Below are 22,742 nucleotides of genomic sequence, written 5' to 3' on the forward strand. Positions count from 1 at the left end.
TCGCCTCCCGCTCATCCCCGCTTGAGATAGCCGTGCATCGTCATCCAGCTGACAAAGGCGTCGAACCAGCCGGTGCTGGTCGTCTCCTTCGGATACATGCCAAAGCCATGACCGCCCTGTTCATAGAGGTGGAACTCGACCGGGCGCTTGGCGGTGCGCCATGCATTGACCAGGCCGTAATCGATGTTGCCGAACAGCGGATCGTCGGCCGCCAACGCGACGAACAACGGCGGCGCGTCGGCGGGGATCGTCATTGCCGCCAGCGGGCCATAGATATTGCCGATGAACGCGGGCTTGGCATCCATGCCTGCCACCGTCGTCGCCATGGTCAGCATCGCCCCGGCCGAAAAGCCGACCATGCCGATGCGGTTCGGATCGACCTTCCACTCCCCGGCACGCTTGCGCACCAGCGCGAAGGCGGCGCGCGCGTCGGTGATCTGCGGCGTCAGCCCGGCCAGTTGCGCATCGGGAGAGGGGCGGGCGGGGCGCGCGGCGCCGGAGAACATCTGGCGCATCGACGCCTCGAACCCGGCCATGTCCGCCGGCGTCTGGTTGAGGCGATATTTGAGGACGAAGGCGGCAACCCCGCGATCGGCCAGCGCGCGCGTCACGGCCCAGCCCTCATTCTCCACCGATAGCGTGCGGAAGCCGCCGCCCGGCGCGACGATCACCGCGGTGCCGGTCGCCTTGGCTGGATCGGGCAGGAAGGGGGTCAGCGTCGCTTCGGTCACGTTGCGCGCGAACACGCTCCCATATTGGCTGTGCCAGCTTTCCGGATTGGTGCCGCCGGGCAGCGGCCCGGTGCCAAGCGGAATCGCATTCGGCTGAGCCGGGATCGCGATCGGGGTCATCTGGTCGTTCTGCGCCAAGGCCGGCGTGCCGAGGAGCAGGGCGGCGGCAAGGGCGGATGCGCGAAAGAACATGGCGGTTCTCCTGAATGTCAGCGGGGTGGCGGGGCGGTCACGCCAGCATCGGTCTGGACGACGGGCAGCATCAGTCCGTTGGCGTCATAGCGCAGATGCTCGACGGTCACCGCGCGGCGGCCGAGCGCGCCCTGTTGATCGCCGATGCTGAGCGCAGCATTATGCAGGAACAGATACCAGTTGCCCCTGAACTGCGCGATGCCGGGATGGATGGTGAAGCTGTTCTTGCCCGATCCGGTCAGCTCGCCGCGATAGGTCCACGGCCCCTTCATCGACGGCGCGGTGGAGTAGGACACGCGCTCGTCGGTGTGCGTCTTGCGGTCGAGCGAGGCGTAGGTGAGGTAATAGAGATTGCCGCGCTTGTGCAGCCACGGCCCTTCTTCGAAATGCGGCGGGGTGATTTCGGTGATCTCGCCGTCGATCTCGATCATGTTGCGCTTGAGCTTGGCGATGTAGGCCTGACGATTGCCCCAGGCGATCCACGTCGTGCCATCGTCATCGGTAAAGACCGTCGGGTCGATATCCTCCCAGCTGTGCGTTCCCTTGGGCGTCATCTGGTTGGTGATGAGCGCGCTGCCCTTGGCATCGACGAACGGTCCGGTCGGCTTGTCCGATACTGCGACCCCGATCGCCTTGCCCGGATGTGTATCGTCATGTTCGACGGCAGTGTAGAACCAGAATTTGCCGTTCTTCTGGATTGCCTGCGATGCCCAGGCATCCTTCTTGGCCCATTTGAAATCGGCGACGTTCATGATCGGACCATGGTCGGTCCAGGTGCGCATGTCGGTGGTCGAATAGACCAGCCATTCGCGCATGTTGAACATCTCGTCCCCGCGCGCCTGATCATGCCCGACATAGAGGTAGAGCCTATCGCCGACGACGAGCGGCGCGGGGTCGGCGGTAAACTTGTCGCGGATGATCGGGTTCGACCCCGGCACAGGGGTGGCCTGGGTCAGCGCCAACGCGGCGGCTAGGATCGCGGCGCGGATCATGCGGCGGCTTCCTCCACCGGCTTTGATCCCCACAGCGCGTACCACAGCACATAAAGCTCACATGCTGCGGTCAGCAGGAACGACATCTGCAGCCCGAAGCTGTCGGCCAGCCAGCCCTGCACCGCGACCAGCGCGCCGCCGGCAATCGCCATGATCAGCAGGCCGGACGCTTCTTCGGTATAGCGGCCCAGCCCCTTGATCCCGAGGGTGAAGATCGTCGGGAACATGATCGAGTGGAACAGGCCGACCAGGATCAGCGACCACATCGCGATCGGCCCGTCGACGAACACCGTCACCAGCATCACGATGAACGCGCCGACGCTGAAACACGCCAGCAGCGTCTCCGCCTTAATCCAGCGCATCGCGATGGCGCCAACGAACCGTCCGACCATCATGCCCAGCCACATCAGCGTGAGGTAACGGCCGGCCTGCTCGGTCGTCAGATTGGCGATGCTGGGCTGAGCGACGAAGTTGACGAAGAGGTTCGCGACGCCGATCTCCGCGATCAGATAGATGAAGATCGCGGGTACACCCCAGACAAGGTTGCGGTGCCGCCACATCGGGTGCGTCACGAAGCGGGTCCAGGCAGAGCCCGTCTTCGCCACGCCGTCGCTGATCCGCGCGGTCGCCTTGCCCATCGCGGGCAGCGGGAAACGACCGATAACCAGAGCCAGGATCACCAACACCAGCGCGACGAGCCCATAAGGCAGGATCACCGACTGCGCGTCCGCCAGCCGCTCGGCCTGGGTCAGCACCCGGCCATGCTCGGCAGTGCCGCCAACCGAGCGTCCGAGGATGAGATAAGCGCCGAACAAGGGCGCCAGCACGGTGCCGAGCGAGTTGAACGCCTGTACCAGGTTGAGCCGCGCCGATGACGTCTCCCCCGGACCGATGACGGCGACATAGGGGTTGGCCGCGACCTGCAGTAGCGTGATCCCGCTGGCGATCACGAACAACATGGTCAGCGTGACGCCATAGGACGGGATGCTCGCCGCCAGCATCATACCGAGGGACCCGGCGGCCATGATCAGCAGCCCTGTGACCAGCGCCTTCTGATAGCCAATCCGCTCGATGAGTTTAGCCGAGGGGATCGACGCGATGAAATAGGCGATGAACCACACGCTCTCGATCAGCGTCGTCTCGGTATAGTTGAGGTCGAACACGCTGCGCAGATGCGGCAGCAGCGTGCCGTTGATGACGGTGATGAACCCCCACATGAAAAACAGGCTGGCGAGCAGGGTCAGCGCGGGGCGGTAGCTGCGCGGCGCCGCCCCATCGCTGTGCGGATTCGTCGCGCCGATCGGTGACACTGCCATGCAACCCCTCCATGTCCGGCAATTTGCTTGCCCGTTATTTTGTCGGAGTATAAGCAAGCGCGACACCGGTCAATCCGGGCAAGACAAACGGGGAGTCGGATGATGAGGGCAATGATGGTCGCGGCACTGCTCTGCGTAACTGCAACTACTGCTTATGCCGCGGACGCGGCGCGTAGCGACGCGGGCAAGCTGGCTGACGGCACGCCGATCGAGGCGGTGACGCTGAAAAACGCGCGCGGCGTGGCCGCCCGGATCCTGACCTATGGCGCGACGCTGCAGTCGCTGGTCGCGCCAGACCGGGCGGGTAAGCCGGCGGAAATCACGCTCGGTTTTGACGATGTCGCCGACTACGAGAAGAAGCCGAACTATTTCGGCGTGACTGTCGGTCGTTACGCCAACCGCATTGCCGGTGGGCGCTTCACGCTCGACGGACGCGCCTATCAGCTGACTCAGAATGACAAGGCCAATTCGTTGCATGGCGGGGTTCAGGGCTTCGACAAGCGCAACTGGCGGATCGTGTCGGTGTCGAGCGGACCAATCGCCCGGGTCGTCATGGCGCTCACCAGCCCGGACGGCGACCAAGGCTATCCCGGCACGCTGGAGGTCAAGGTCACGTATGCGCTGGACGACAAGGGCGACCTGACGATCCAGTTCGACGCGACGACCGACAAGCCGACCATCGTCAACATGACCAATCACGCGCTGTTCAACATGGCCGGGGACGGCGCGCCCGAGGGGACGTCGCGCCAGCTGCTGACCATCCCTGCGCGCGCCTACACGCCGGTCGACGCGGCGCTGATCCCGACCGGCGAAATGAAGCCCGTCGAGAGCGGGGTGTTCGATTTCCGCAAGCCCCGGTTGATCGCGGAGGGCTTGCGTGACGGGCGCGATCCGCAGATCGTCGCAGGGCGCGGTTATGACCATAACTGGGCGCTCGACAAGGGCCAGACCGCGACGCCACAGCTCGCTGCGCGGCTTGAGGATCCGGTGTCCGGCCGGGTGCTTGAGGTGCTGAGCACCGAACCCGGCCTGCAATTCTACAGCGGCAATTTCCTCGACGGCACCGTTGCGGGGCGCAGCGGGCGGATCTATCGCATGGGCGACGGCATCGCGCTGGAGCCGCAGAAATTCCCCGATGCGCCCAACAAGCCGGCGTTCGCATCGGCGCGGGTCGATCCGGGCAAGCCCTATCGCCACGTGATGATCTACCGCCTTTCCACCAACTGAGTATCAAATGACCACAGACAAGCCGCTGCGCTCGCGCGCCTGGTTCGATAACCCCGACAATATCGACATGACCGCGCTCTATCTGGAGCGGTACCTCAATTTCGGCCTCAGCCTGGACGAGCTGCGTTCGGGCAAGCCGATCATCGGCATCGCGCAGACCGGATCGGACCTCAGCCCGTGCAACCGCCACCATCTGGTGCTGGCCGAGCGGGTGCGGGAGGGCATCCGCGAGGCGGGCGGGATCGCGATCGAGTTTCCGGTCCATCCGATCCAGGAGACCGGAAAGCGCCCGACCGCCGGGCTCGACCGCAACCTTGCCTATCTCGCGCTGGTGGAGGTGCTCTACGGCTACCCGCTCGACGGCGTGGTGCTGACCATCGGGTGCGACAAGACGACGCCGGCATGCCTGATGGCGGCAGCGACAGTGAACATCCCCGCGATCGCGCTGTCGGTCGGGCCGATGCTCAATGGCTGGCACAAGGGCGAGCGGACGGGATCGGGGACGATCGTGTGGAAGGCGCGCGAGATGCTGGCGGCGGGCGAGATCGACGCGGACGAATTCATCCGCCTCGTCGCCTCGTCCGCGCCCTCGACCGGTTACTGCAACACGATGGGCACGGCGACGACGATGAACTCGCTCGCCGAGGCGCTGGGCATGTCTCTGCCCGGATCGGCGGCAATCCCGGCGCCCTATCGCGACCGGCAGGAGGTAGCGTACCGCACCGGCCTGCGCATCGTCGAGATGGTGGCGGAGGACATGAAGCCCTCCGACCTGCTGACGCGCGAGGCGTTCCACAATGCGATCCGGGTCAACACCGCGATCGGCGGATCGACCAATGCGCCGATCCACCTTGCCGCGATCGCGCGCCATATCGGGGTCGATCTGCCGATCGACGATTGGCAGGCCGTGGGTCGTGAGGTGCCGCTGCTGGTGAACCTCCAGCCGGCGGGCGAGTATCTGGGCGAGGATTATTACCGCGCGGGCGGTGTTCCGGCGGTGGTGGCGCAACTGATGCGGCACGGGCTGATCCATGAGGACGTGCTGACCGCCAATGGCCGCACCATCGGCGACAATTGCCGCGCCGCCACGATTGAGGACGAGCGGGTGATCCGCCCGTTCGACAACCCGATCCTGCATGATGCCGGCTTCCTGGTGCTGCGCGGAAACCTGTTCGATTCGGCGATCATGAAGACCAGCGTCATCTCCGACGAGTTCCGCGCGCGGTATCTGTCCAACCCCGACGATCCAGAGGCGTTTGAGGGACCGGTGGTGGTGTTCGACGGACCGGAGGATTATCACAAGCGGATCGACGATCCCGCGCTTGGCATTACGCCCGAGACGCTGCTGATCATGCGCGGGGCGGGGCCGATCGGCTATCCCGGCGCGGCCGAGGTCGTGAACATGCGGCCGCCCGATTACCTGATCACCGCCGGCATTCGCAGCCTGCCCTGCCTGGGCGATGGGCGGCAATCGGGGACGAGCGGCAGTCCGTCGATCCTCAACGCCTCTCCCGAAGCGGCGGCGCTGGGCGGGCTTGCCCTGCTGCGCAATGGCGACCGGGTGCGGGTGGACCTGAGAGCCGGGACCGCCAACATCCTGGTCCCTGATGCCGAACTGGCCGAACGCCGCCGCGCGCTCGAGGCCGCGGGCGGCTATCCCTATCCGGCGTCGCAGACCCCGTGGCAGGAAATCCAGCGCAGCCTGGTCGGCCAGATGGAGAGCGGCGCGATCCTGGAGGGCAGCGAAGCCTATCAGCGCATCGCCCAGACACGGGGGCTGCCCCGCGACAATCACTGACGCGACACGGTGGGAGGAGAGACGATGTTCAAGCACTTCATGCTGGCAGGGTCGCTCCTCGCCACCGCGACGCTGACGGCACCTGTCTTGGCGCAGCAGGCCGAGGCTCCGGTCACGGTGACGGTCCAGGCCGACAAGGCCGGTCCGAAGATCAACCGCCATATCTTCGGCCAGTTCGCCGAGCATCTCGGCACCGGAATCTATGGCGGCGTGTGGGTCGGGCCGGATTCGCCCATTCCCAACGTCCGCGGCATCCGCAGCGATGTGGTGGCGGCGCTGCGCGAAATCCGCGTGCCGAACGTGCGCTGGCCGGGCGGCTGCTTTGCCGACGAATATCACTGGCGCGACGGGATCGGCGATCCGGCCAAGCGGCGCGTCACTGTAAATTCCAACTGGGGCGGCGCGATCGAGAATAACGCGTTCGGCACGCACGAATTCTTCGATCTTCTGGAGCAGATCGGCGCGGAAGCGTTCGTGTCGATCAATGTCGGTTCGGGCAGCTACAAGGAGGCCGCCGACTGGGTCGCCTATATGACCGCCGACACGCGCAACACGGCGGGGCAGGAGCGCGCGGCGAACGGGCGGACCGAGCCGTGGAAGATCCGGTTCCTTGGCATCGGCAACGAAAGCTGGGGCTGTGGCGGCAATATGCGGCCCGAACATTATACCGACGAGCTGAAGCGCTACGCCCGCTTCGCGCGCAACTATCATCCGGCGCAACAGGCCTTTCCGAACCCCGCCAACCCCGCGGCACCCTTGCCCAATCCCGACCAGATGCTGCGCATCGCAGTCGGGCCGAGCGACAGCGACACCGCCTATACCGAAGGGGTGATGAAGGCGTGGAAGGGCCGCGACTGGAGCTGGAGCATCGAGGGGCTGTCGCTGCACAGCTACACCGTGGTGAAATGGCCGCCCGCCTATGACTCGGTCAATTTCGCCGAAAAGGAATATGCCGAGCTGATCCAGTCCACCCTGTTGATGGACGAACGGCTGCGGACTCATTCGGCGATCATGGACAAATATGATCCCGAGAAGAAGGTGCCGCTGATCGTCGACGAATGGGGCGTGTGGCTGGCCAAGCTGCCCGGCTCGCCCGAGGGCTTCCTGCAGCAGCAGAATTCGCTGCGCGACGGCATCATCGCCGCGCTTAACTTCAACATCTTCGCGCGCCATGCCGATCGCGTGCAGGGCGCGAACATCGCACAGATGGTCAATGTGCTTCAGGCGCTGATCCTGACCGATGGGCCGAAGATGGTGCTGACCCCGACCTATCACATCCACAAGATGTACCGGCCGTTCCAGGACTCGACGCTGGTGCCGGTGACGTTCGATGCGGGCCAGTATCGGGAAGGCGCGGTGACCCTGCCGCGCGTCGACGCGGTCGCGGTGCGCGCGAGCGACGGGAAATTGTGGCTGTCGCTGGTCAATCTCGATCCGGCCAAGCCTGCCGACATGCGGCTGGAGATCCCGGGCGTGAAGGCCAGGTCCGCTGCCGGCACGGTGCTGACGGCGGCGAAGGTCAACAGCATCAACAGCTTCGACGCCCCCGATGCGGTGAAGCCGCAGCCGATCGTCGGCCGGGTCACAGGCGGCGCGGTGAGCGTGCGCCTGCCGGCGAAGTCGGTGACGATGCTGGAGATCGTGGAGTAAAGCCGCATCCGTCGCTGCCGAAAGGAGGGGCGGGTGCGGTTGAAACTGACGAAGTTAATGGCAACGCGCGCGGTTCTGTCAGCTTCGGGTGGGTCCGTGCCGCGCATTGAAGGTGGGGGAGGGTGTCCGGACGGGGCATCGGACAGTTGAGATATGCCGGATCGGGGCTTGTAGGAAAGGGCAATTATTCACTGCACCCGTGTGATGGCGAACGGCGGAAATTGGGTGGGAAGCCAAACGACCGTTTTAAGCAAAACGGCTCGATAGCAGCCATCAAACGCGCGTGAACAGCACCCATGCCGACCGAACGGTGACCACCGTCGTTACCAGCGCTGCGAACGCGCAGGCAGCAAGCATAAGCTGAGCCGTTAAATGCCCCGGTCCATCGCTCAGACCAACAGCGAGCATGGAGTAGAAAGTCCCGAAGCTTGCGGCGAGCAGTAGAATGGAGCTCGCTACGAGCGTCACCATCGGATGCTTGCTAATCATAGCGCTCTATCAACTCGTCCGCTTTGAGGGACGCTACGATTATCGATAAGCGGCGGCAATGGGGTCGTCAGCGGACAGGCGGCATCCCTTGCTAGCACCAGCCAATCCCGCGGTGCCGCGATGTCGGTGATCCTGGCGGAGCGGGACCTGATCCTCCCCCTGGCGGGGGCGGATTAATGTGCCTCACTCCTCGAACGGTTCGGCCACGCAATGCCGCCCGCGCAGAAATGCGTCGGCGACGAGGCGAAAGGGTGCGGTGTCGAGGTCGCTCGCGCCAGACGCGATCAGCCGGGCGAACTGCGCGTAGAGTGCGGGATATTCGCGATCCTCGCCGGGGCGGGTGCCGTCGGGCAGGGTCAGCTCGGCCCCGCCGCGGGCGAGGCGCAGCGTACCGGCGTCGGTCTCGATCTCGATATCCCAGCTTTGCGGCCCGGTCTGGCGAAAGTCGAAATCCGCCGCGATCGGCGCACCGCAGCCGGTTTCCAGCGTGAGCCGCGCGGCGATGGGGGCGTGGCGGTTGCTCGGCACCTCCAGCTCCGCGTCGCGCAGCAGCAGGGTGCCGGGCAAGATCTCGGTCACGATCGACAGCGCGTTGATCCCCGGATCGAACACGCCGAGCCCGCCCGGCTGCCAGATCCACAGCTGACCTGGGTGCCACACGCGCACATCCTCACGCCAGGTGATCGTGCCGCGCGTGATGTTGCGCTCCGCGAGCCATGCACGCGCCTCCGCGACCCCGGCGGCACAGCGCGAGTGCCAGGCGGCGAACACCGTGACCTTGGCCTCGTCCGCCAGCGCCGCGAGCGCTGCGGCTTCGGTCAGGCTGGCTGCGGGCGGCTTTTCGAGCAGGACGTGCAGCCCGTTGCGCAGCGCGGTCGCGGCGACGCGGTGGCGCACCTGTGGCGGGGTGCAGATTGCGACCGCATCGACCGCGATGCCGCTGGCCAGCAGCGCGTCGATGCTCTCGAACCCCGGCACACCGCCCAGCGTCGCGCCGTCCGCGCTCGCGGTCGCAACGAGGGTAAAGCCCGGGTCGCCGGCAATCGCGGGCAGATGCTGGTCATGGGCGATCTTGCCCAGGCCGATCAGCGCAATGCGGATTGTCACAGCGCGCGCACCGTCACCGCGTCAGCCTCCGCGCGGGCCAGCGGGTTGCGCAGCGGGAGGGCGAACGGTGCGGCCTCGATCTCGAACACGTCCCCCGGCTGGGTCGCGATGCCGTCGCTGAACGACAGTGTTGCGGTGCCGAAGAAGTGGACATGCACATCGCCGGGACGCCTGAACGCGGCATATTTGAAGTGATGATGCTCCAGATTGGCGATGCTGTGCGACATATTGGCCTCGCCCGTCAGGAACGGCTTTTCCCACAGCACAGCGCCATCGCGCACGATGCGGCTGGACCCGCGCACATCGGCGGGCAGATCGCCGACCAGCAGCTCCGGCCCGAGCGCCGCCGGGCGCAGCTTGGAGTGCGCGAGCCACAGATAATTGTGCCGCTCAGTCATGTGATCGCTGAACTCGTTGGCGAGGCAGAAACCGATGCGGTGCGGCGTCCCGTCTGGCCCGATCAGGTAGATGCCGGCCAGCTCCGGCTCCTCGCCGCCATCCTGCGCGAAGGCGGGCATGGTCAGCGGCGCGCCGGTGCCGACCAGATGCGCGCCATCGCCCTTGTAGAACCATTCCGGCTGTTGCCCGACCGCACCGGGGGCGGGCTTGCCGCCCTCCAGCCCTTCGAGGAACATGCGCATCGAGTCGGTCAGCTTCTCGCCCGAAGCGGCGGCGCGGTGCATCTTGTCGCGCCCCTCAGCCGATCCGAGATGGGTGAGGCCGGTGCCGGTCACCACGATGTGCGCCGGGTCGAGATGGTCGATCGGCGCGAGCAATTCTCCCGCTGCCGCCGCAGCCGACAGATCGACCGCCTCGTCAAAGCCTGCATCTTCGGCCAGCGCGGCAAGGCCGATCCCGCGCGCGATCGCCGCAGCCGCCATCGTGCGAACGTCGCTGAACGCACGGACGAACCGCGCTTCGCCGTCGGCTGCGGCAATCACCCGGCGCGTGCCATCGGACGAGCGATGTTGAAGCAAACGAACCATCGAACCTCTCCCTTCCCATGCGAATTAGTCCGACATAATATAAAATGGAAGTTCGCATGTCGCATTGCGGGCGCGATTTTTGGCGCGTAGGCAATCGGGCCGTGAGAAGAGGCGAGAGGGTGAAGCAGGAATACCCGTCCGAACCCGGCGAACAGAAGCGCGAACGCAGCACTGGCCGCCGCCTGCGCGGGGCGGTCGCGCATTACCTCGGCCGCGCGATCGTCAGCGGTGAGATTGCGCCGGGCGAGCGGCTGACCGGCGAAGTTGCCAATGCCGAGGCTCTCGACGTCTCGCGCAGCGCCTATCGCGAGGCGATCCAGGTGCTCGCCGCCAAGGGGCTGGTCGAAAGCCGGACCAAGGCGGGGACGCGGGTCCAGCCGCGCAGCCGGTGGAATTTGCTCGACCCCGATATCGTCGCCTGGGCCTTTTCAGGCGAGCCCGATCCGGGCTTTGTCCGCGACCTGTTCGAGCTGCGCGCCATCGTCGAGCCGGCGGCGGCGCGGCTTGCGGCCCAGCGTCGCGACAAGGACGACATCGCCGCGCTCAAGGCCGGGCTGGTCGGCATGCGGCGGCACACGCTGGCGACCGAAGCGGGGCGCGACGCCGATCGCGCATTCCACGACGCGCTGATCACGCTGAGCGCGAGCATCGGCGCGGCGGTCAATTGGACCACGCGCTTCAAGCTGCGGACCAAGGCGCTGCCGCGCGACCCCGTGCCCGATCATGCGCGGGTCAGCGACGCGATCATCGCGGGTGATGCAGACGCCGCCGAGGCGGCGATGCGTGCGTTGGTCGATCTGGCGTTCGCCGATACGCGCGCGGTGCTCGCCGAGCCCTAGAACTCCTCGGTATCGATCTCTGCCTGGGTCGCCGCGGGGTAGCGCGGCCCGGCAATCGCGGTCGGCGCAAAGATGCGGTCGAGTTCGGCGAGCACGTCGCCGGGCAGTGGTTCGACGGGGGTTGCGAAATTCTCGGCAAGATGCGCGGGTGAGGTGGTGCCGGGGATGGCGACAACATGCTCGCCCTGCGCGAACACCGATTGCAGGCAGAGCTGCGCCGGGGTGATGCCGCGATCCGACGCGATCCGGCGTAGCTGCGCGAGCAGGTCGAGGTTGCGCGCGAAGTTCTCGGCGTTGAAACGCGGCATCATACGGCGAATGTCGCGCTCACCCAGCGCGTCCGGCGAAGCCAGCGCGCCGGCGAGGAAACCCCGCGCGACCGGGGAAAAGGCGACGAGGGTCGTGCCCAGCTCCGCGCACGCCGCAAGCACGCCGAGCTCGACGTTGCGCGACCACAGCGAATATTCATTCTGCACTGCCGCGATCGGGTGCACCGCATGCGCGCGGCGCAGCGTGGCGGCGGACACTTCGCTAAGGCCAATCGCGCCGATCTTCCCCGCCGCGACCAGCCGCGCGAGTTCGCCGACCGACTCTTCGATCGGCACCGACTTGTCCCAGCGGTGGAGATAGTAGAGGTCCACCCGGTCGGTGCGGAGCCGGGTCAGCGACTGGTCGATCGTCGCGCGCAATGTCTCGGGCCGCCCGTCGATCACGCGCTTTCCGTCCACGCCGGTCATCCCGCATTTCGACGCGAGGAAATACGCGTCGCGGCGATGGCCGATCGCTTCCCCGATCAGGGTCTCGTTCGCGCCGAAGCCGTATAGCGCGGCGGTGTCGAGATGGTCGTATCCCAGGTCGAGCGCCTGATTGAGCAACCGGATCGCATCCTCCCGCGCGGGCGGGGTGCCATAGGCATGGCTGAGCGACATGCAGCCGAGGCCGACCGGGTTGACGGTGGAGGATGCAAGGCGGCGCGTCATGGGTGTCTCCGATGCAGGGGTCGCGGCCTCACTGACCCGCCCAGCGCATGGTGGCAAGCCTCAGCGTCGCCGCCCGGCATAGTCGCTGACCGGCCCTTCGAGGAATGCGGCGATCTGGCGATCGACCGCGTCGCCGTCGCTCGCCTCGCGGTTGTAGTTGTCGAGATCGAGACTGAGCACCGGCACGCCCGCACGGCGCAGCGCGCGCAGCACGAACGGGTCGGCATCGCTCAGCGCCACCGCGCCATCGACCGCATGGCTCTGCGCCTCGCGGACATGCCAGGCCCCGGCCCAGGTCGGCATGCGCAGCTCGTCGCCCATCGTCACGAAGCGGGCCGCGAGCGCACGCAGCGGGTCCTGTCCGGGTGCGGTGCGGCGGATATAGCCATCGGCGGCGAGTGCGAGATACATCGACCAGACAAACACCGCGCCATGGCTATCTTCCCAGCGCTGGGTGAAGCCCATGTCGCTCCACATGCCGCGCCCGACCCACATCAGGCGCAGCTTCTCGTTGGCGCAGGCGGCTTCGCCGGCTTCGTGCCGCGCCTTCACCTCGTGGTAGAAGTCGCGCGCCGCGTCGCGTGCCCATGTCGTTCCGCGATGCCATTGCGGCACCATTGTCGCGGGCATGGTGTCGCTGATCGACACGGGGGCGGGGTGCGCGCCGGCGATCAGGTCGCGGGTACGGCGGTAATAATCCTCCTGCTCGTTCACCAGATCCATGATGTCGGCGAAACGGTCGGGGTCGAAGCGGCGGTCGGTACTTGCCTCGATCCGCGCGATCACCGCGCGCAGTTCGGCGGTCATCAGGTCGAGCCGTTCGGGCTCGATCGCGCTGTCCCAGTCGTCGTGCAGCCGGTCCCACCAGTCGATCGGAAAGTCGATGCGGCTTTCGATGCTGCGCTCGAACAGGAACGGCTCCGCGCCGGTCTCGCGCGCCCAGTGATCGAAGATGCGCGGCGTTGCGTCGGTGCCGAGCGGGGCCTGAACGAAGGCCGGGCGGGGCAGGCCGCCCCAGGGCGCCTGTTCGGGGTCCGCGTCGAACATCGCGGCGATGCCCTGCGCGCTATAGGCTTCGGCATCGCTGGGGTAGCCATGGTCGCGGAGCAGCTGGAAATAGCGCGGCGATTGCTGCTTGGCCGCGACGATCGATGCCCACCATTGGTTGACGACGAACGGCACGTCCATCGCGCGCAGGATTTCCTGCGGCGAGTTGGCGTTGACCACGGCGAGCGGCGCGCCGGCTGCGACCGCTTCGCGCACGCCCTTGAACCAGTCGCGTTGATACGCCCCGAAGCTGGCGATCGAGGTCAGCGACTTGCGGCTGCGGCGGCCGTCCTGTCCGCGCGGCGTGGGGCGGGGGGCGTCGGTTGCGGGGGCAGGGGGCGGAGAGGCGCCGATCCGCTCGACCGCGAAGCCGGCGGCTTCGAGCGTGCGCGCGAAATAGCCCGCGTCCCACGCCGCCGCTTCGTCGCCGACCGATTCGACGATCACCGCACGGGCGATGTCGAGCGCCTGCATGCGCGCGATCACGACAGCGGCGCGGTCCTCGGCAGTGACCAGCTTGCGCGGGACGAGGCGCATCGGGTCGGACAGGCCGTCGAGCGTCGCGGGGGTGTCGGCCCAGGCTGCAACGAGCGGATCGCCCCAGTCCTGATCGTCGGCGCGGGCATCGAGGCCCCGCGCGGCAAGGTCGCGGGCGCGGGCGGTGGAGAAGTGCGGGGAGCCGAGGACGAACACCGGCTCGCCGGCTGCATCGCCCGAAACCTGCCCGACGAGTTCCAGCCACTCCGCTGGCGGAAGGGCGTGCGCCGCACCAATCGCCGCGATCCGCCTCACCCCGGACAGGTGCCGCATCGCCGCCGGACGCGCACGCTCTTCGGCGGCACATGCGGCAAAGTGATCCGCATCCACTCCGCCGAGCCAATCGACGAGCTGGGCAATTCGCGCCGCATTATAGGCCCGGCTGGACTCGCGCGGTTGATGGCCGAGGTCGAGCATATGGATCGGGCGCTCGGCGATGTCGCCCGCGCGGATCAGGTCGCGCACCGTCGCGAACAGCTGCGGCAACTCGCTATCGGCATGGGTAAACAGCAGCGAGGTGCCGCTTGCGTCCCCGACAATCTGCTGCAGCAGCGACCGGCCCCGCTGCGACAGTGTGCCATCGCCCGCCAGCATATCGGCATCGGGCGTTGGGCCGGGACGGGGGACCATCCGCACCGGCGCGCGACCCATTGCGCGCAGCAGCGCATAGGGCGCGTCCTGCCCCAGCACGCGGATCACCCGATGTCCTTCGCTCAGCAGCCGCTCGGCCACCGCGCCGGGATCGTCGCATGCCGCGATCAGCTGTGCTGCTGCATTCTGCATCAGATCACGCCCCGTTCGCGCAATGCGGCAATCCGCTCGGCATCATAGCCCAGCGTCGTGGCGAGCACGCGGTCATTATGCTCGCCGACCTGGATCGGGGTCACGTCGTCAAAGCCGGTATCCGCGCCCGAAAACACGATCGGGATGCCGGCGGTGCGCAGATCGACCTGCGACCCGTAGCTCGGATGCGCGACCGGAACTGCTTCGTGCCGCGCAACCACGCGCGGGTCGTCCAGTGCATCCTCGGGGTGGCGAACGGGAGCGACGGGGACACCTTGCGCCTCCAGCACCGCAACCACATGCTCGACGCTGTGCTGGCGCGACCAGCCGTTGATCGTTTCCTCCAGCACCACAGCATTCGCAACGCGGCTGTCGCGGTTGGCGAAGCGCGGGTCGTCCGACAGCTCGGGCTGCCCCATTGCGCGGAACAGGCCTTGGGCCAGCTTCTCATGCACTGCAACGACCGCGACATAGCCATCGGCGCATTCGAACACTCCGAATGGCGAGAGCCGCTGGACGGTCAGTCCGGTACGCGCCTGCATCCCCGCCGCCGCCATCGCCGACCAGTTTTCGATCGCCACAAAGCTGGTCAGCGCGCCGAGCATCGACACGTCGATATGCTGGCCGACGCCGGTGCGGTGGCGCTGTTCGAGCGCCGAGAGGATGCCGATCACCGAGAACACGGGTGCGAGCATGTCGGCGATCGGGATACCGATACGCACCGGTGGTTCGCCCGGCCCGCCGCTGGCATACATCGCACCCGACAGCGCCTGGATGATGATGTCCATCGCCTTGCCCCCTTCCGGCGCGGTCGCGCCGAAGCCCGAGAGCGAGCAATAGATGATGCGCGGATTGGCGGCCTTTGCGGCTTCATATCCGACGCCCAGCCGGTCGGCGGTGCCGGCGGTGAAATTCTCGACCACGATGTCGGCGGTGCGGACGAGGTCGAGGAACACCTCCTTCGCCTCGGGCGATTTGAGGTTGAGCGAGACGCCGAGCTTGCCGCGCGCACGCGTGAGGTGGCTGATCGACACATCGTCGTCATGCTTGCGCTCGACGGTGATGCCGTCGCGGCCGACATAGGGGCTGTTGTCGCGCGCGAGATCGCCGCCCTTGGGGTCCTCGACCTTGATCACCTCGGCACCCAGCCCGGCGAGCAGCAGGGTCGCATAGGGTCCGGCAAGCGCGCGGGTCAGGTCGATGACGCGCAGCCCTTCGAGCGGGCGTTCGCGGGTGGCTTCGGTCACGGGAGTCGTCCTTCAAGTGCGGCGGCCTGCGCCGCGGTGTAGCCAAGGCTCGCCAGCACCTCCGCCGTATCGGCGCCCGCTGGGCGGGCGACGGCGGCGGGGCTGGCGGGGGTGTCGGAAAGGCGGATCGGACAGCCGGTGTGGCGCACCGTCCCGCCGCCGGGCGCGGGCAGATCGAGGATCATGCCGCGCGCGTGATTGTGCGGGTCCTCCATCGCCTGCGCGACGGTCAGGACCGGCGCGAACTGCGTGCCGGCCGCATCGAGGATGGCGAGCCATGCGTCGCGCGGCTTTGTCGCAATCACCTGGGCGATGCGGTCCTTCATCGCGGGCCAGTTGGCGCGGTCCATCTGCTTGTCGGCAAGGTCGGGCAGGCCGATCGTCTCGACGAAGATGCGCCAGTAGCGCGGCTCCATATCGGTCGTGACCAGCCACTCGCCATCGGCGCAGCGCCAGATGCCGCTATCGGCGCGGTGCATTCCCTTGGGCGGTGCCTTGGAGAGGTCCGGGTTGCGCGAGAGGATGTTGCCGATCAGCGCGAGCGAGGCGTCGGACATGGCGATGTCGACCTGCTGCCCCTTGCCCGTCGTCGCGCGTGCGATCACCGCAGCGAGGATGCCGATGACGGCGTTCGATCCGCTCAGCAGATCGGCGACCGGCACGCCGGGAAAGGCCGGGCGGTCGGGGTCTTCGCCCATCCGTGACAATGCCCCGGCAATGGCGAGCGCGACCGGATCATGGCCGGGCTTGCGCGCATAGGGGCCGGTCTGGCCGCACAAGGTGACCGAGCAGTAGATCAGACGCGGGTTCCGCGCCGCCATCTCCGGCCAGCCATACCCCATGCTCGCCATCACGCCGGGCCGGTAATCCTCGACCAATATGTCGGCCTGGTCGATCAGCTTCAGGATCGCCGCGCGGCCCTCATCGCTGCCGGGGTCGATCAGCACGCTCTTCTTGCCGCGCGCGAGAATGTCGTGCGCGCGCAGCCGGGCGTTTTCCGCGTCGGACAGCTTGTCCCAGCCGAACACCTTGCGCTGCTTCGCCAGCTCGCGCGGGTTCTCGATGCGGATCACCTCTGCGCCCAGATCGGCAAGCAGCCAGGTGCAATAGGGGCCGGGGAGGAACTTGCTGAAGTCGATGACCGTGAGGCCAGTGAGTGCGGTCATTGCCTGTCCTCCAGCGACGATACCCACAGCCTGCCGGGCAGCTTCACGCCGTCGACATTGCGCCACAGCCCGCGCGCGGCGAGGTGCTCGCTGGCGAGCGCGTCGGCGGGGGTGTCGATCCACGACAGGCCCAGCCCGTTGGCCTGCGACATCGCGCCCAGTTCGGCGCGGGTGTGGTTGAGGAAGAACGCCTCGACCACCGCCTCCCATTCGATCAGCGTCTCGCGCGGCATGTCGGCGACCAGGATCGCGTCCCAATCGACGTCGGCCAGCGGCCCGGCGGCGTCGCCCATCGCCTTGACCATGCCGCGCATCATCGGCTGGTTGTCGACCAGCGCCCAGGTGACGAAGCCATCGGCGCAGGGCCAGATCTGTCGCACGCCGGACTTGCCGCGGATCAGCAGATTGCCGGTGCGGTTGCCGACGCGCCCGGTCCATTGCCAGGTCAGCGGCTCGCGATAATTGGCAAGGACGGCGGACTGATAGGCGGACACCTCGACCAGCTGGCCCTTGCCCGTCGTCGCGCGGGCGTGGAGCGCGGTGAGTGCACCAATTACCGCTTGAATACCGGCGAGCGCATAGGCCTGTTCACCGGGCAGGGTCAGCGGCGCTCGGTCCGGGTCGCCGATGATCGTCATCAGGCCGGAGCGCGCCATCAGCGTCAGGTCGGTTTCCGGGCGCCCGTCATTGGGGCCGCCGGGCAGGAACGGCGCGACGACCACGTCGATCAGCTTCGGGTTGGCGGCGGCGAGCGCGCTATGGTCGCGGCCGGGATTGCGGAACAGGATATCGGCGGTGGCGAGCAGCGTTTCGGTGTCGCCGGTCCGCTTGCCATGGTCCCAGGCCGCTTCGCCCGGCTCGGCCCGCACGACGCGTGCGCCGAGTTCGGCGAGCATCCGCCCGGCGAGTTCGCCAAGACCGTCGGTCAGGTCGACGATGGTGAGGTGGGCGAGCATCATGCGAGTGCTCCCGCGTCGGTGAGGTCGCGGACTTCGGCCTCGCTCATGCCGAGCAAGTCGACGAACACCGCACGGTTATGCTCACCCAGATTGGGCGGCGGCCCGACCTGGATGGCGCTGTCGGAAAAGCGCAGCGGCGGGCCGGGAATCTCGGTCTCGCCTAGCTTGCTGTGCGTGACTGGCTGGTAATGGCCGCGTTCGATCAACTCGGGGTCGGTAAATACGTCGCGGCCGTCATTCACCGGCTCAGCCGGGATGCCGATCGCGGCGAGCCGGTCGGCAAGGACGCGCTTGTCCTGCCCGCGCGTCCACTTGGACAAAGCTGCGTCGAGCTCGTCCTCATGCGCCTTGCGCCCGGCGAGCGTGTCGAAGCGCGGATCGGTGATGCCTGCCGCCGCTGCCAGTACGGCCCATTCGGCATCGCTGCGAACCGCAATCGCGACCCACTGGTCCACGCCCCGCGCGGGATAGGCACCCTGCGGGGCGCGGTGGGGCGAGCGATTGCCGGGCTTCCCGCCGACTCCAGTTTGCTCCGTCATAAACCGGTCGGCCATGACGTGGATCAGCGGCTCGGTCTGGCTGATGTCGATCAGCTGACCCTCGCCGGTCTGGCGGCGATGCTCGAGCGCGGCGAGCGTCGCGACGGTGGCGAACATCGGTGCGACGACATCGCCATAGGCGAACGGTGCCATATGCGGATCGCGATCGGGCCAGCCCGAAAGCGCCGCCATGCCCGACAGTGCGCCGGCCGAATTGCCATAGCCGCGCATCGTGCCGAGCGGCCCCTTGCGCCCCGCGACGCTGACGCTGATCTGGATGATGTCGGGGTTGATCGCCCTCAGCGTGTCGAAGCTGAGGCCAATGCGATCCATATAGCCATGGCTGAAATTCTCGACGACGATATCGGCCCAGGCGACCAGCTTCTTCGCGACCTCGATGCCGCGCGGATCATTCAGGTTGATCGTCACCCCCAGCTTGCTGGTGTTGGTGATCGCGAAGAAGGTCGACGCATCGGGATCACGGCCGGGGGTCGCGAATGGAGGGGATAGCCGGCCAAGGTCGAGCCGCTTGCGCGATTCGATCTTGATCACCGTTGCGCCCATGTCAGCCAGATCCTTGGTCGCGCGCGGCCCCGCACCTACCCAGGAGAAATCGGCGACCCTGACGCCTTCGAGGGGGAGGTTGCTCATCGTCCCGCCACCTTCGCGTCGCACCGGATATCGCCGCCCGCGATCAACCGCTGCGCTTCCTCATAGATCGGCACCGCATCGATCCCGATCTTGCCCAGCCGCTGCGCCTGGATGCGCGCATCCTTGTTGTAGAGCGCGTCGAACGCGCGCTGTTCCCGCTCGGGGATGCTGGAGAAGGTGATCCCCTCCTTCTTCCCATAGTCGATCCCCGCCTGCTCGGCCTTGAGCAGCTGGCGGTTGAGCGCTTCCTCCCACACCTTGCGCCCTTCGGTCAGGATCGCCTGCAGGTCGGGCGGGAGCGCGCGCCAGGTCTTGTCCGACATCGCGCGCGCCGGATAGGCACCGCGACTGAAGCGGATCGTGGTGAAATGCTTCGCCACTTCGGCGAAATGCAGGCTGCGGATCGTGTCGGCGGGGGCGACGACGCCGTCGATCACGCCCTTGGCCAGCGCCGAATAGACCTCGCCCATCGGCATGTTGACCGGGTCCGCGCCCAGTTGCTTGAGGATATCGACCGCATCGCTCTGCGCGCGTAGACGCAGGCCCTTAAAGTCGGCGAGGCTGCGGATCGGGCGGTCGCGCGTCAGCACGCCGGGGAAATTCCCGCCCTGCACCGCGAGCACATGCAACCCGTGCAGCTCATTCTCGAAATGCGGGAAGCGGTCGGCCAGGCAGTCATACACCGCGACCTGATCGGTGATCGTGCGCACCCCGCCATAATAGGCCGCCTGCCCACGCAGCAGATGCGCACCGCCCTTGGAATAGATCGGCGTAATCAGGCCGATATCGGCAACGCCGTGGCGCACCTCCTCCATGCTCATGTCGGACGAGATCAGCGCGCCCGACCAATAGGGCTTGAACGCGATGCGCCCGCCGCTCTTCGCCTCGACCCACTTCATCCATTCCTGATCGGCGAGGCCGAACGGGTGGGTGGGGGTATAGGGGCTGGCATAGGTCAGCACATGCTCGGCGGTCGGCTGCGGCGCGACGCTGCATCCGGCGAGCGCGAGCGCGGCGAGGATCACTGGTAAACGCATCGGTCAGGCCCCCATCACGCTGGGCAGCCACAAGGTCACCACCGGGAAGGCGATGATCATGGCAAGGTGGAAGAAATCGGCGATCAGGAACGGCACGATCCCTCGGAAAATCTGCCCGAGCGGAATGTCCTTGCCGATCGCCTGGATGACATAGACGTTGAGGCCAAGCGGCGGGTGGACGAACCCGATCTCCATCGTGCGGACGAGGAAGATGCCGAACCAGATCGGGCTGTAGCCCAGCTCCAGCACGATCGGCAGGAAGATTGGCGTGGTCAGCAGCATCAGCGCCAGGCCATCGAGGAACGAGCCCAGCACCAGCAGCATTAGTGCGATGACGATGACCACGACGATCGGGCTTGCGTCGAGATCGCGCACGGTGGTCGACATCAGGTCGGCGATGCCGGTCACGCTGATGAAGGTCGCGAACAGGATCGCGCCGAAGATGATCAGGTAGATCATGCCGGTGGTCGACAGCGTCTTCGCAAAGCTGTCGGCGATCGCCTCCCGATTGAACGCGCCACGGACGCCCATCAGGATGAAGGCGACGATGACGCCGACCGACGCGGCCTCGGTCGGGGTGAACCACCCGATCATCAGCCCCCCGATGACGAACACGACCAGCACGATGATGTCGAGGATGCCGAGCAGCCCGCGCATCCGCTCGCGCCAGCCGACGCGTACCGACCGCGGCCCCAGCTCGGGCTTGAACCAGCACAGGACCGCGATGGCGATCATGTAGAACAGTGCCTGGCTGAACCCGGGAATGATCGCGGCGGTGAACAGCCGGCCGATCGAGACTTCGGCAATGATGCCGAACACGATCAGCGCGCCCGATGGCGGGATCAGTGCGCCGAGCGTGCCGCCAGCAGCGAGTGCCCCGGCGGCAAAACCGGGATTATAGCCCGCGCGCCGCATCTCCGGCAGCGCGGCGGAGCCGACCGTGGCGACAGTGGCGAGGCTGGATCCGCTGATCGCGCCGAACCCGGCGCACCCTGCGATCGATGCGAGGCCAAGGCCGCCACGACGATGCCCGACGAAGCGCGCGGCAACATCGAAGAAATCGCGGCTCGCCCCGGCGGCGAAGCACAGATGCGCCATCAGCAGGAACAGCGGGAGGACGCCCAATTCGTATTTGTTCGCGACCTCGAACACTACCACGCCCGCCTTGACCAAAGCGGCTTCGGGCGAGAGCATGACCATCAGGCCGACCACGCCGGTGAGCGCGAGGCTCACCCCGATCGGCACGCCGATGGTGAGCAGGCCGAGCAACGCGAGGATGCCGATCAGGCCGATCAGTTCAGGCGCCATGACCACCCTCCGGCGTTTCGCGCGAAAAAGCATGGCGAACGAACAGGATCGCGACGAACACCAGCGCCACGATCATCAACAGCCTGAACCAGCGTAATGGAATGTGCAGCAGCTCCGACCGCTCATGTCCGTTCCACAGGTCACCAAGCAGGATCAGCGATCCTGCCGCCAGCAGCAGCACGGCAACAGCGCCTAGCAGGTTCGCAACGCGCGCCAGCGTCGCGCGGCGGGCAGGGGAGAGGCGGTCGGTCAGGATATGCACGGCGGCATGGCCGCGCGAGAGGGTCACCGCAACCATCGACGATGCGGCGATGAACACGATCGCCGCTTGGACGATCTCGATCGCGCCGAGCAGCGCGAATCCGGTGTGGCGCCCCAGCACCGCGATCGAATCCGCCGCGGTCGCCAGCAACAGTCCGGCCGATCCGATATAGAATGCCGCCTTGCCCGCGATGCCCGTAACCGGGGCGGGGGGCGGCTCCTCATCATGCAGCGGCGCTGCGGCTTCGGTCACCGGGTCGGACACGCTATGCCTCTCCTGATTGACAGCCTCTCGCTGGGGCGGTCTAACTGAATGGTAGGATCAAAACCGTAGATATTTTCAACCATCTGTCAATCGCACGAACGGTGGATGGCGACAAGGGGACACATGTGACGCAATTGCGGTCGAAATCGCCGGACGACGCGGTTGAGGGCGGGCTGAAGCTCGGCCGGCTGGGCGATTATGTCGGCTTTCGCATGCGCCGCGTCCAGAACCAGCTGTCGGCCGATTTTGCGGCGGCGAGCGCGCATTACGGCATCCGCGCCGGTCTGTTCTCCTCGCTCGCGTTGATCGAGGCCAATCCCGGGCTGTCGCAGCAGCAATTGTCGAGCACCGTCGGCCTAGACAAATCGATCACGGTGCAGATCGTCGACGAACTCGAAAAGCGCGGCTGGGCCAAGCGCGAGCGCTCGACCGTCGACCGCCGCCGCCACGCACTGACGATCCTGCCCGAAGGCAAGAAGACGCTCGATGACCTGTTCAACATCATGAAGGGGGTCGAGGCCGAGGTACTGGCCCAGCTCAGCCCGGAAGAGCGCCCGATTTTCGACGCAGCGCTCGACCGGATGTACGCCGTCTTCCATCGCTAGGGCCGGACGTCCGGGGGCGGCACGACCCGC

General features: G+C 66.9%; 19 protein-coding genes. 5 read left to right on the plus strand and 14 right to left on the minus strand.

Going from position 1 to position 22,742, the window contains the following annotated elements; genetic code table 11:
• Positions 1-11 precede the first annotated feature (11 nt).
• Genes ACO05N_RS11335 through ACO05N_RS11345 form a run of 3 tightly spaced genes read right to left on the minus strand, consistent with a single transcriptional unit; the run spans position 12 to position 3,231 of the window.
• Positions 12-923 carry an alpha/beta hydrolase gene (locus tag ACO05N_RS11335; RefSeq protein ID WP_422057190.1) on the minus strand — a complete coding sequence of 304 codons (912 nt, stop codon included), beginning with the start codon at positions 921-923 and terminating at the stop codon, positions 12-14.
• A 17-nt stretch (positions 924-940) separates the two neighbouring features.
• Positions 941-1,915 (minus strand): glycoside hydrolase family 43 protein, encoded by a 975-nt coding sequence (locus tag ACO05N_RS11340; RefSeq protein WP_422057191.1) that lies wholly within the window; start codon positions 1,913-1,915, stop codon positions 941-943.
• The gene (locus tag ACO05N_RS11345) at positions 1,912-3,231 is read right to left on the minus strand and encodes a sugar MFS transporter (RefSeq protein WP_422057192.1); all 1,320 of its coding nucleotides are present in this window, start codon (positions 3,229-3,231) and stop codon (positions 1,912-1,914) included. Before ACO05N_RS11345 ends, ACO05N_RS11340 begins: the two co-directional genes overlap by 4 nt.
• Positions 3,232-3,333: 102 nt before the next feature.
• Here ACO05N_RS11345 and ACO05N_RS11350 point away from each other — a divergent pair, with 102 nt between their 5' ends.
• The 3 genes from ACO05N_RS11350 to ACO05N_RS11360 are packed head-to-tail and all read left to right on the plus strand — an operon-like array spanning position 3,334 to position 7,906.
• On the plus strand, positions 3,334-4,458 hold the full coding sequence (locus ACO05N_RS11350) for an aldose epimerase family protein (RefSeq protein WP_422057193.1): 1,125 nt from the start codon (positions 3,334-3,336) through the stop codon (positions 4,456-4,458).
• A 7-nt stretch (positions 4,459-4,465) separates the two neighbouring features.
• Positions 4,466-6,256: an IlvD/Edd family dehydratase gene (locus ACO05N_RS11355; RefSeq protein ID WP_422057194.1), complete on the plus strand. Its 1,791-nt coding sequence runs from the start codon at positions 4,466-4,468 to the stop codon at positions 6,254-6,256.
• A 24-nt stretch (positions 6,257-6,280) separates the two neighbouring features.
• A complete protein-coding gene (locus ACO05N_RS11360) occupies positions 6,281-7,906 on the plus strand; it encodes an alpha-N-arabinofuranosidase (RefSeq protein WP_422057195.1) in 1,626 nt (541 codons plus the stop codon).
• A 672-nt stretch (positions 7,907-8,578) separates the two neighbouring features.
• Here ACO05N_RS11360 and ACO05N_RS11365 read toward each other — a convergent pair.
• The gene (locus tag ACO05N_RS11365; RefSeq protein ID WP_422057196.1) at positions 8,579-9,502 is read right to left on the minus strand and encodes a Gfo/Idh/MocA family protein; all 924 of its coding nucleotides are present in this window, start codon (positions 9,500-9,502) and stop codon (positions 8,579-8,581) included.
• The gene (gene araD1 / locus ACO05N_RS11370) at positions 9,499-10,488 is read right to left on the minus strand and encodes an AraD1 family protein (protein WP_422057197.1); all 990 of its coding nucleotides are present in this window, start codon (positions 10,486-10,488) and stop codon (positions 9,499-9,501) included. The genes ACO05N_RS11365 and araD1 overlap by 4 nt, the downstream gene beginning before the upstream one ends.
• A gap of 119 nt (positions 10,489-10,607) precedes the next feature.
• On the opposite strand from araD1, the gene ACO05N_RS11375 reads away from it, so the two are divergent.
• Positions 10,608-11,327: a FadR/GntR family transcriptional regulator gene (locus tag ACO05N_RS11375; RefSeq protein WP_422057198.1), complete on the plus strand. Its 720-nt coding sequence runs from the start codon at positions 10,608-10,610 to the stop codon at positions 11,325-11,327.
• On the opposite strand, the gene ACO05N_RS11380 is transcribed toward ACO05N_RS11375, so the two are convergent.
• The 9 genes from ACO05N_RS11380 to ACO05N_RS11420 are packed head-to-tail and all read right to left on the minus strand — an operon-like array spanning position 11,324 to position 22,107.
• On the minus strand, positions 11,324-12,307 hold the full coding sequence (locus ACO05N_RS11380; protein ID WP_422057199.1) for an aldo/keto reductase: 984 nt from the start codon (positions 12,305-12,307) through the stop codon (positions 11,324-11,326). The genes ACO05N_RS11375 and ACO05N_RS11380 overlap by 4 nt on opposite strands.
• Positions 12,308-12,367: 60 nt before the next feature.
• Positions 12,368-14,674: a 2-hydroxyacyl-CoA dehydratase gene (locus ACO05N_RS11385; protein WP_422057200.1), complete on the minus strand. Its 2,307-nt coding sequence runs from the start codon at positions 14,672-14,674 to the stop codon at positions 12,368-12,370.
• On the minus strand, positions 14,674-15,921 hold the full coding sequence (locus tag ACO05N_RS11390) for a CaiB/BaiF CoA transferase family protein (protein WP_422057201.1): 1,248 nt from the start codon (positions 15,919-15,921) through the stop codon (positions 14,674-14,676). Before ACO05N_RS11390 ends, ACO05N_RS11385 begins: the two co-directional genes overlap by 1 nt.
• The gene (locus tag ACO05N_RS11395) at positions 15,918-17,087 is read right to left on the minus strand and encodes a CaiB/BaiF CoA transferase family protein (RefSeq protein ID WP_422057202.1); all 1,170 of its coding nucleotides are present in this window, start codon (positions 17,085-17,087) and stop codon (positions 15,918-15,920) included. The genes ACO05N_RS11390 and ACO05N_RS11395 overlap by 4 nt, the downstream gene beginning before the upstream one ends.
• A complete protein-coding gene (locus tag ACO05N_RS11400; RefSeq protein ID WP_422057203.1) occupies positions 17,084-18,046 on the minus strand; it encodes a CoA transferase in 963 nt (320 codons plus the stop codon). The genes ACO05N_RS11395 and ACO05N_RS11400 overlap by 4 nt, the downstream gene beginning before the upstream one ends.
• The gene (locus tag ACO05N_RS11405) at positions 18,043-19,236 is read right to left on the minus strand and encodes a CaiB/BaiF CoA transferase family protein (RefSeq protein WP_422057204.1); all 1,194 of its coding nucleotides are present in this window, start codon (positions 19,234-19,236) and stop codon (positions 18,043-18,045) included. The genes ACO05N_RS11400 and ACO05N_RS11405 overlap by 4 nt, the downstream gene beginning before the upstream one ends.
• Positions 19,233-20,273 (minus strand): TRAP transporter substrate-binding protein DctP, encoded by a 1,041-nt coding sequence (gene dctP / locus ACO05N_RS11410; protein WP_422057205.1) that lies wholly within the window; start codon positions 20,271-20,273, stop codon positions 19,233-19,235. The genes ACO05N_RS11405 and dctP overlap by 4 nt, the downstream gene beginning before the upstream one ends.
• A 3-nt stretch (positions 20,274-20,276) precedes the next feature.
• The gene (locus tag ACO05N_RS11415; protein WP_422057206.1) at positions 20,277-21,581 is read right to left on the minus strand and encodes a TRAP transporter large permease; all 1,305 of its coding nucleotides are present in this window, start codon (positions 21,579-21,581) and stop codon (positions 20,277-20,279) included.
• A complete protein-coding gene (locus ACO05N_RS11420; protein WP_422057207.1) occupies positions 21,571-22,107 on the minus strand; it encodes a TRAP transporter small permease in 537 nt (178 codons plus the stop codon). Before ACO05N_RS11420 ends, ACO05N_RS11415 begins: the two co-directional genes overlap by 11 nt.
• Positions 22,108-22,232: 125 nt before the next feature.
• Here ACO05N_RS11420 and ACO05N_RS11425 point away from each other — a divergent pair, with 125 nt between their 5' ends.
• Entirely contained in the window at positions 22,233-22,712 is a 480-nt protein-coding gene (locus ACO05N_RS11425) for a MarR family winged helix-turn-helix transcriptional regulator (RefSeq protein ID WP_422057208.1), read from the plus strand.
• Positions 22,713-22,742: the final 30 nt, after the last annotated feature.

It is taken from the genome of Sphingomonas sp. (assembly GCF_965227385.1).
In the GTDB taxonomy this organism is placed as follows: Bacteria; Pseudomonadota; Alphaproteobacteria; order Sphingomonadales; family Sphingomonadaceae; genus Sphingomonas.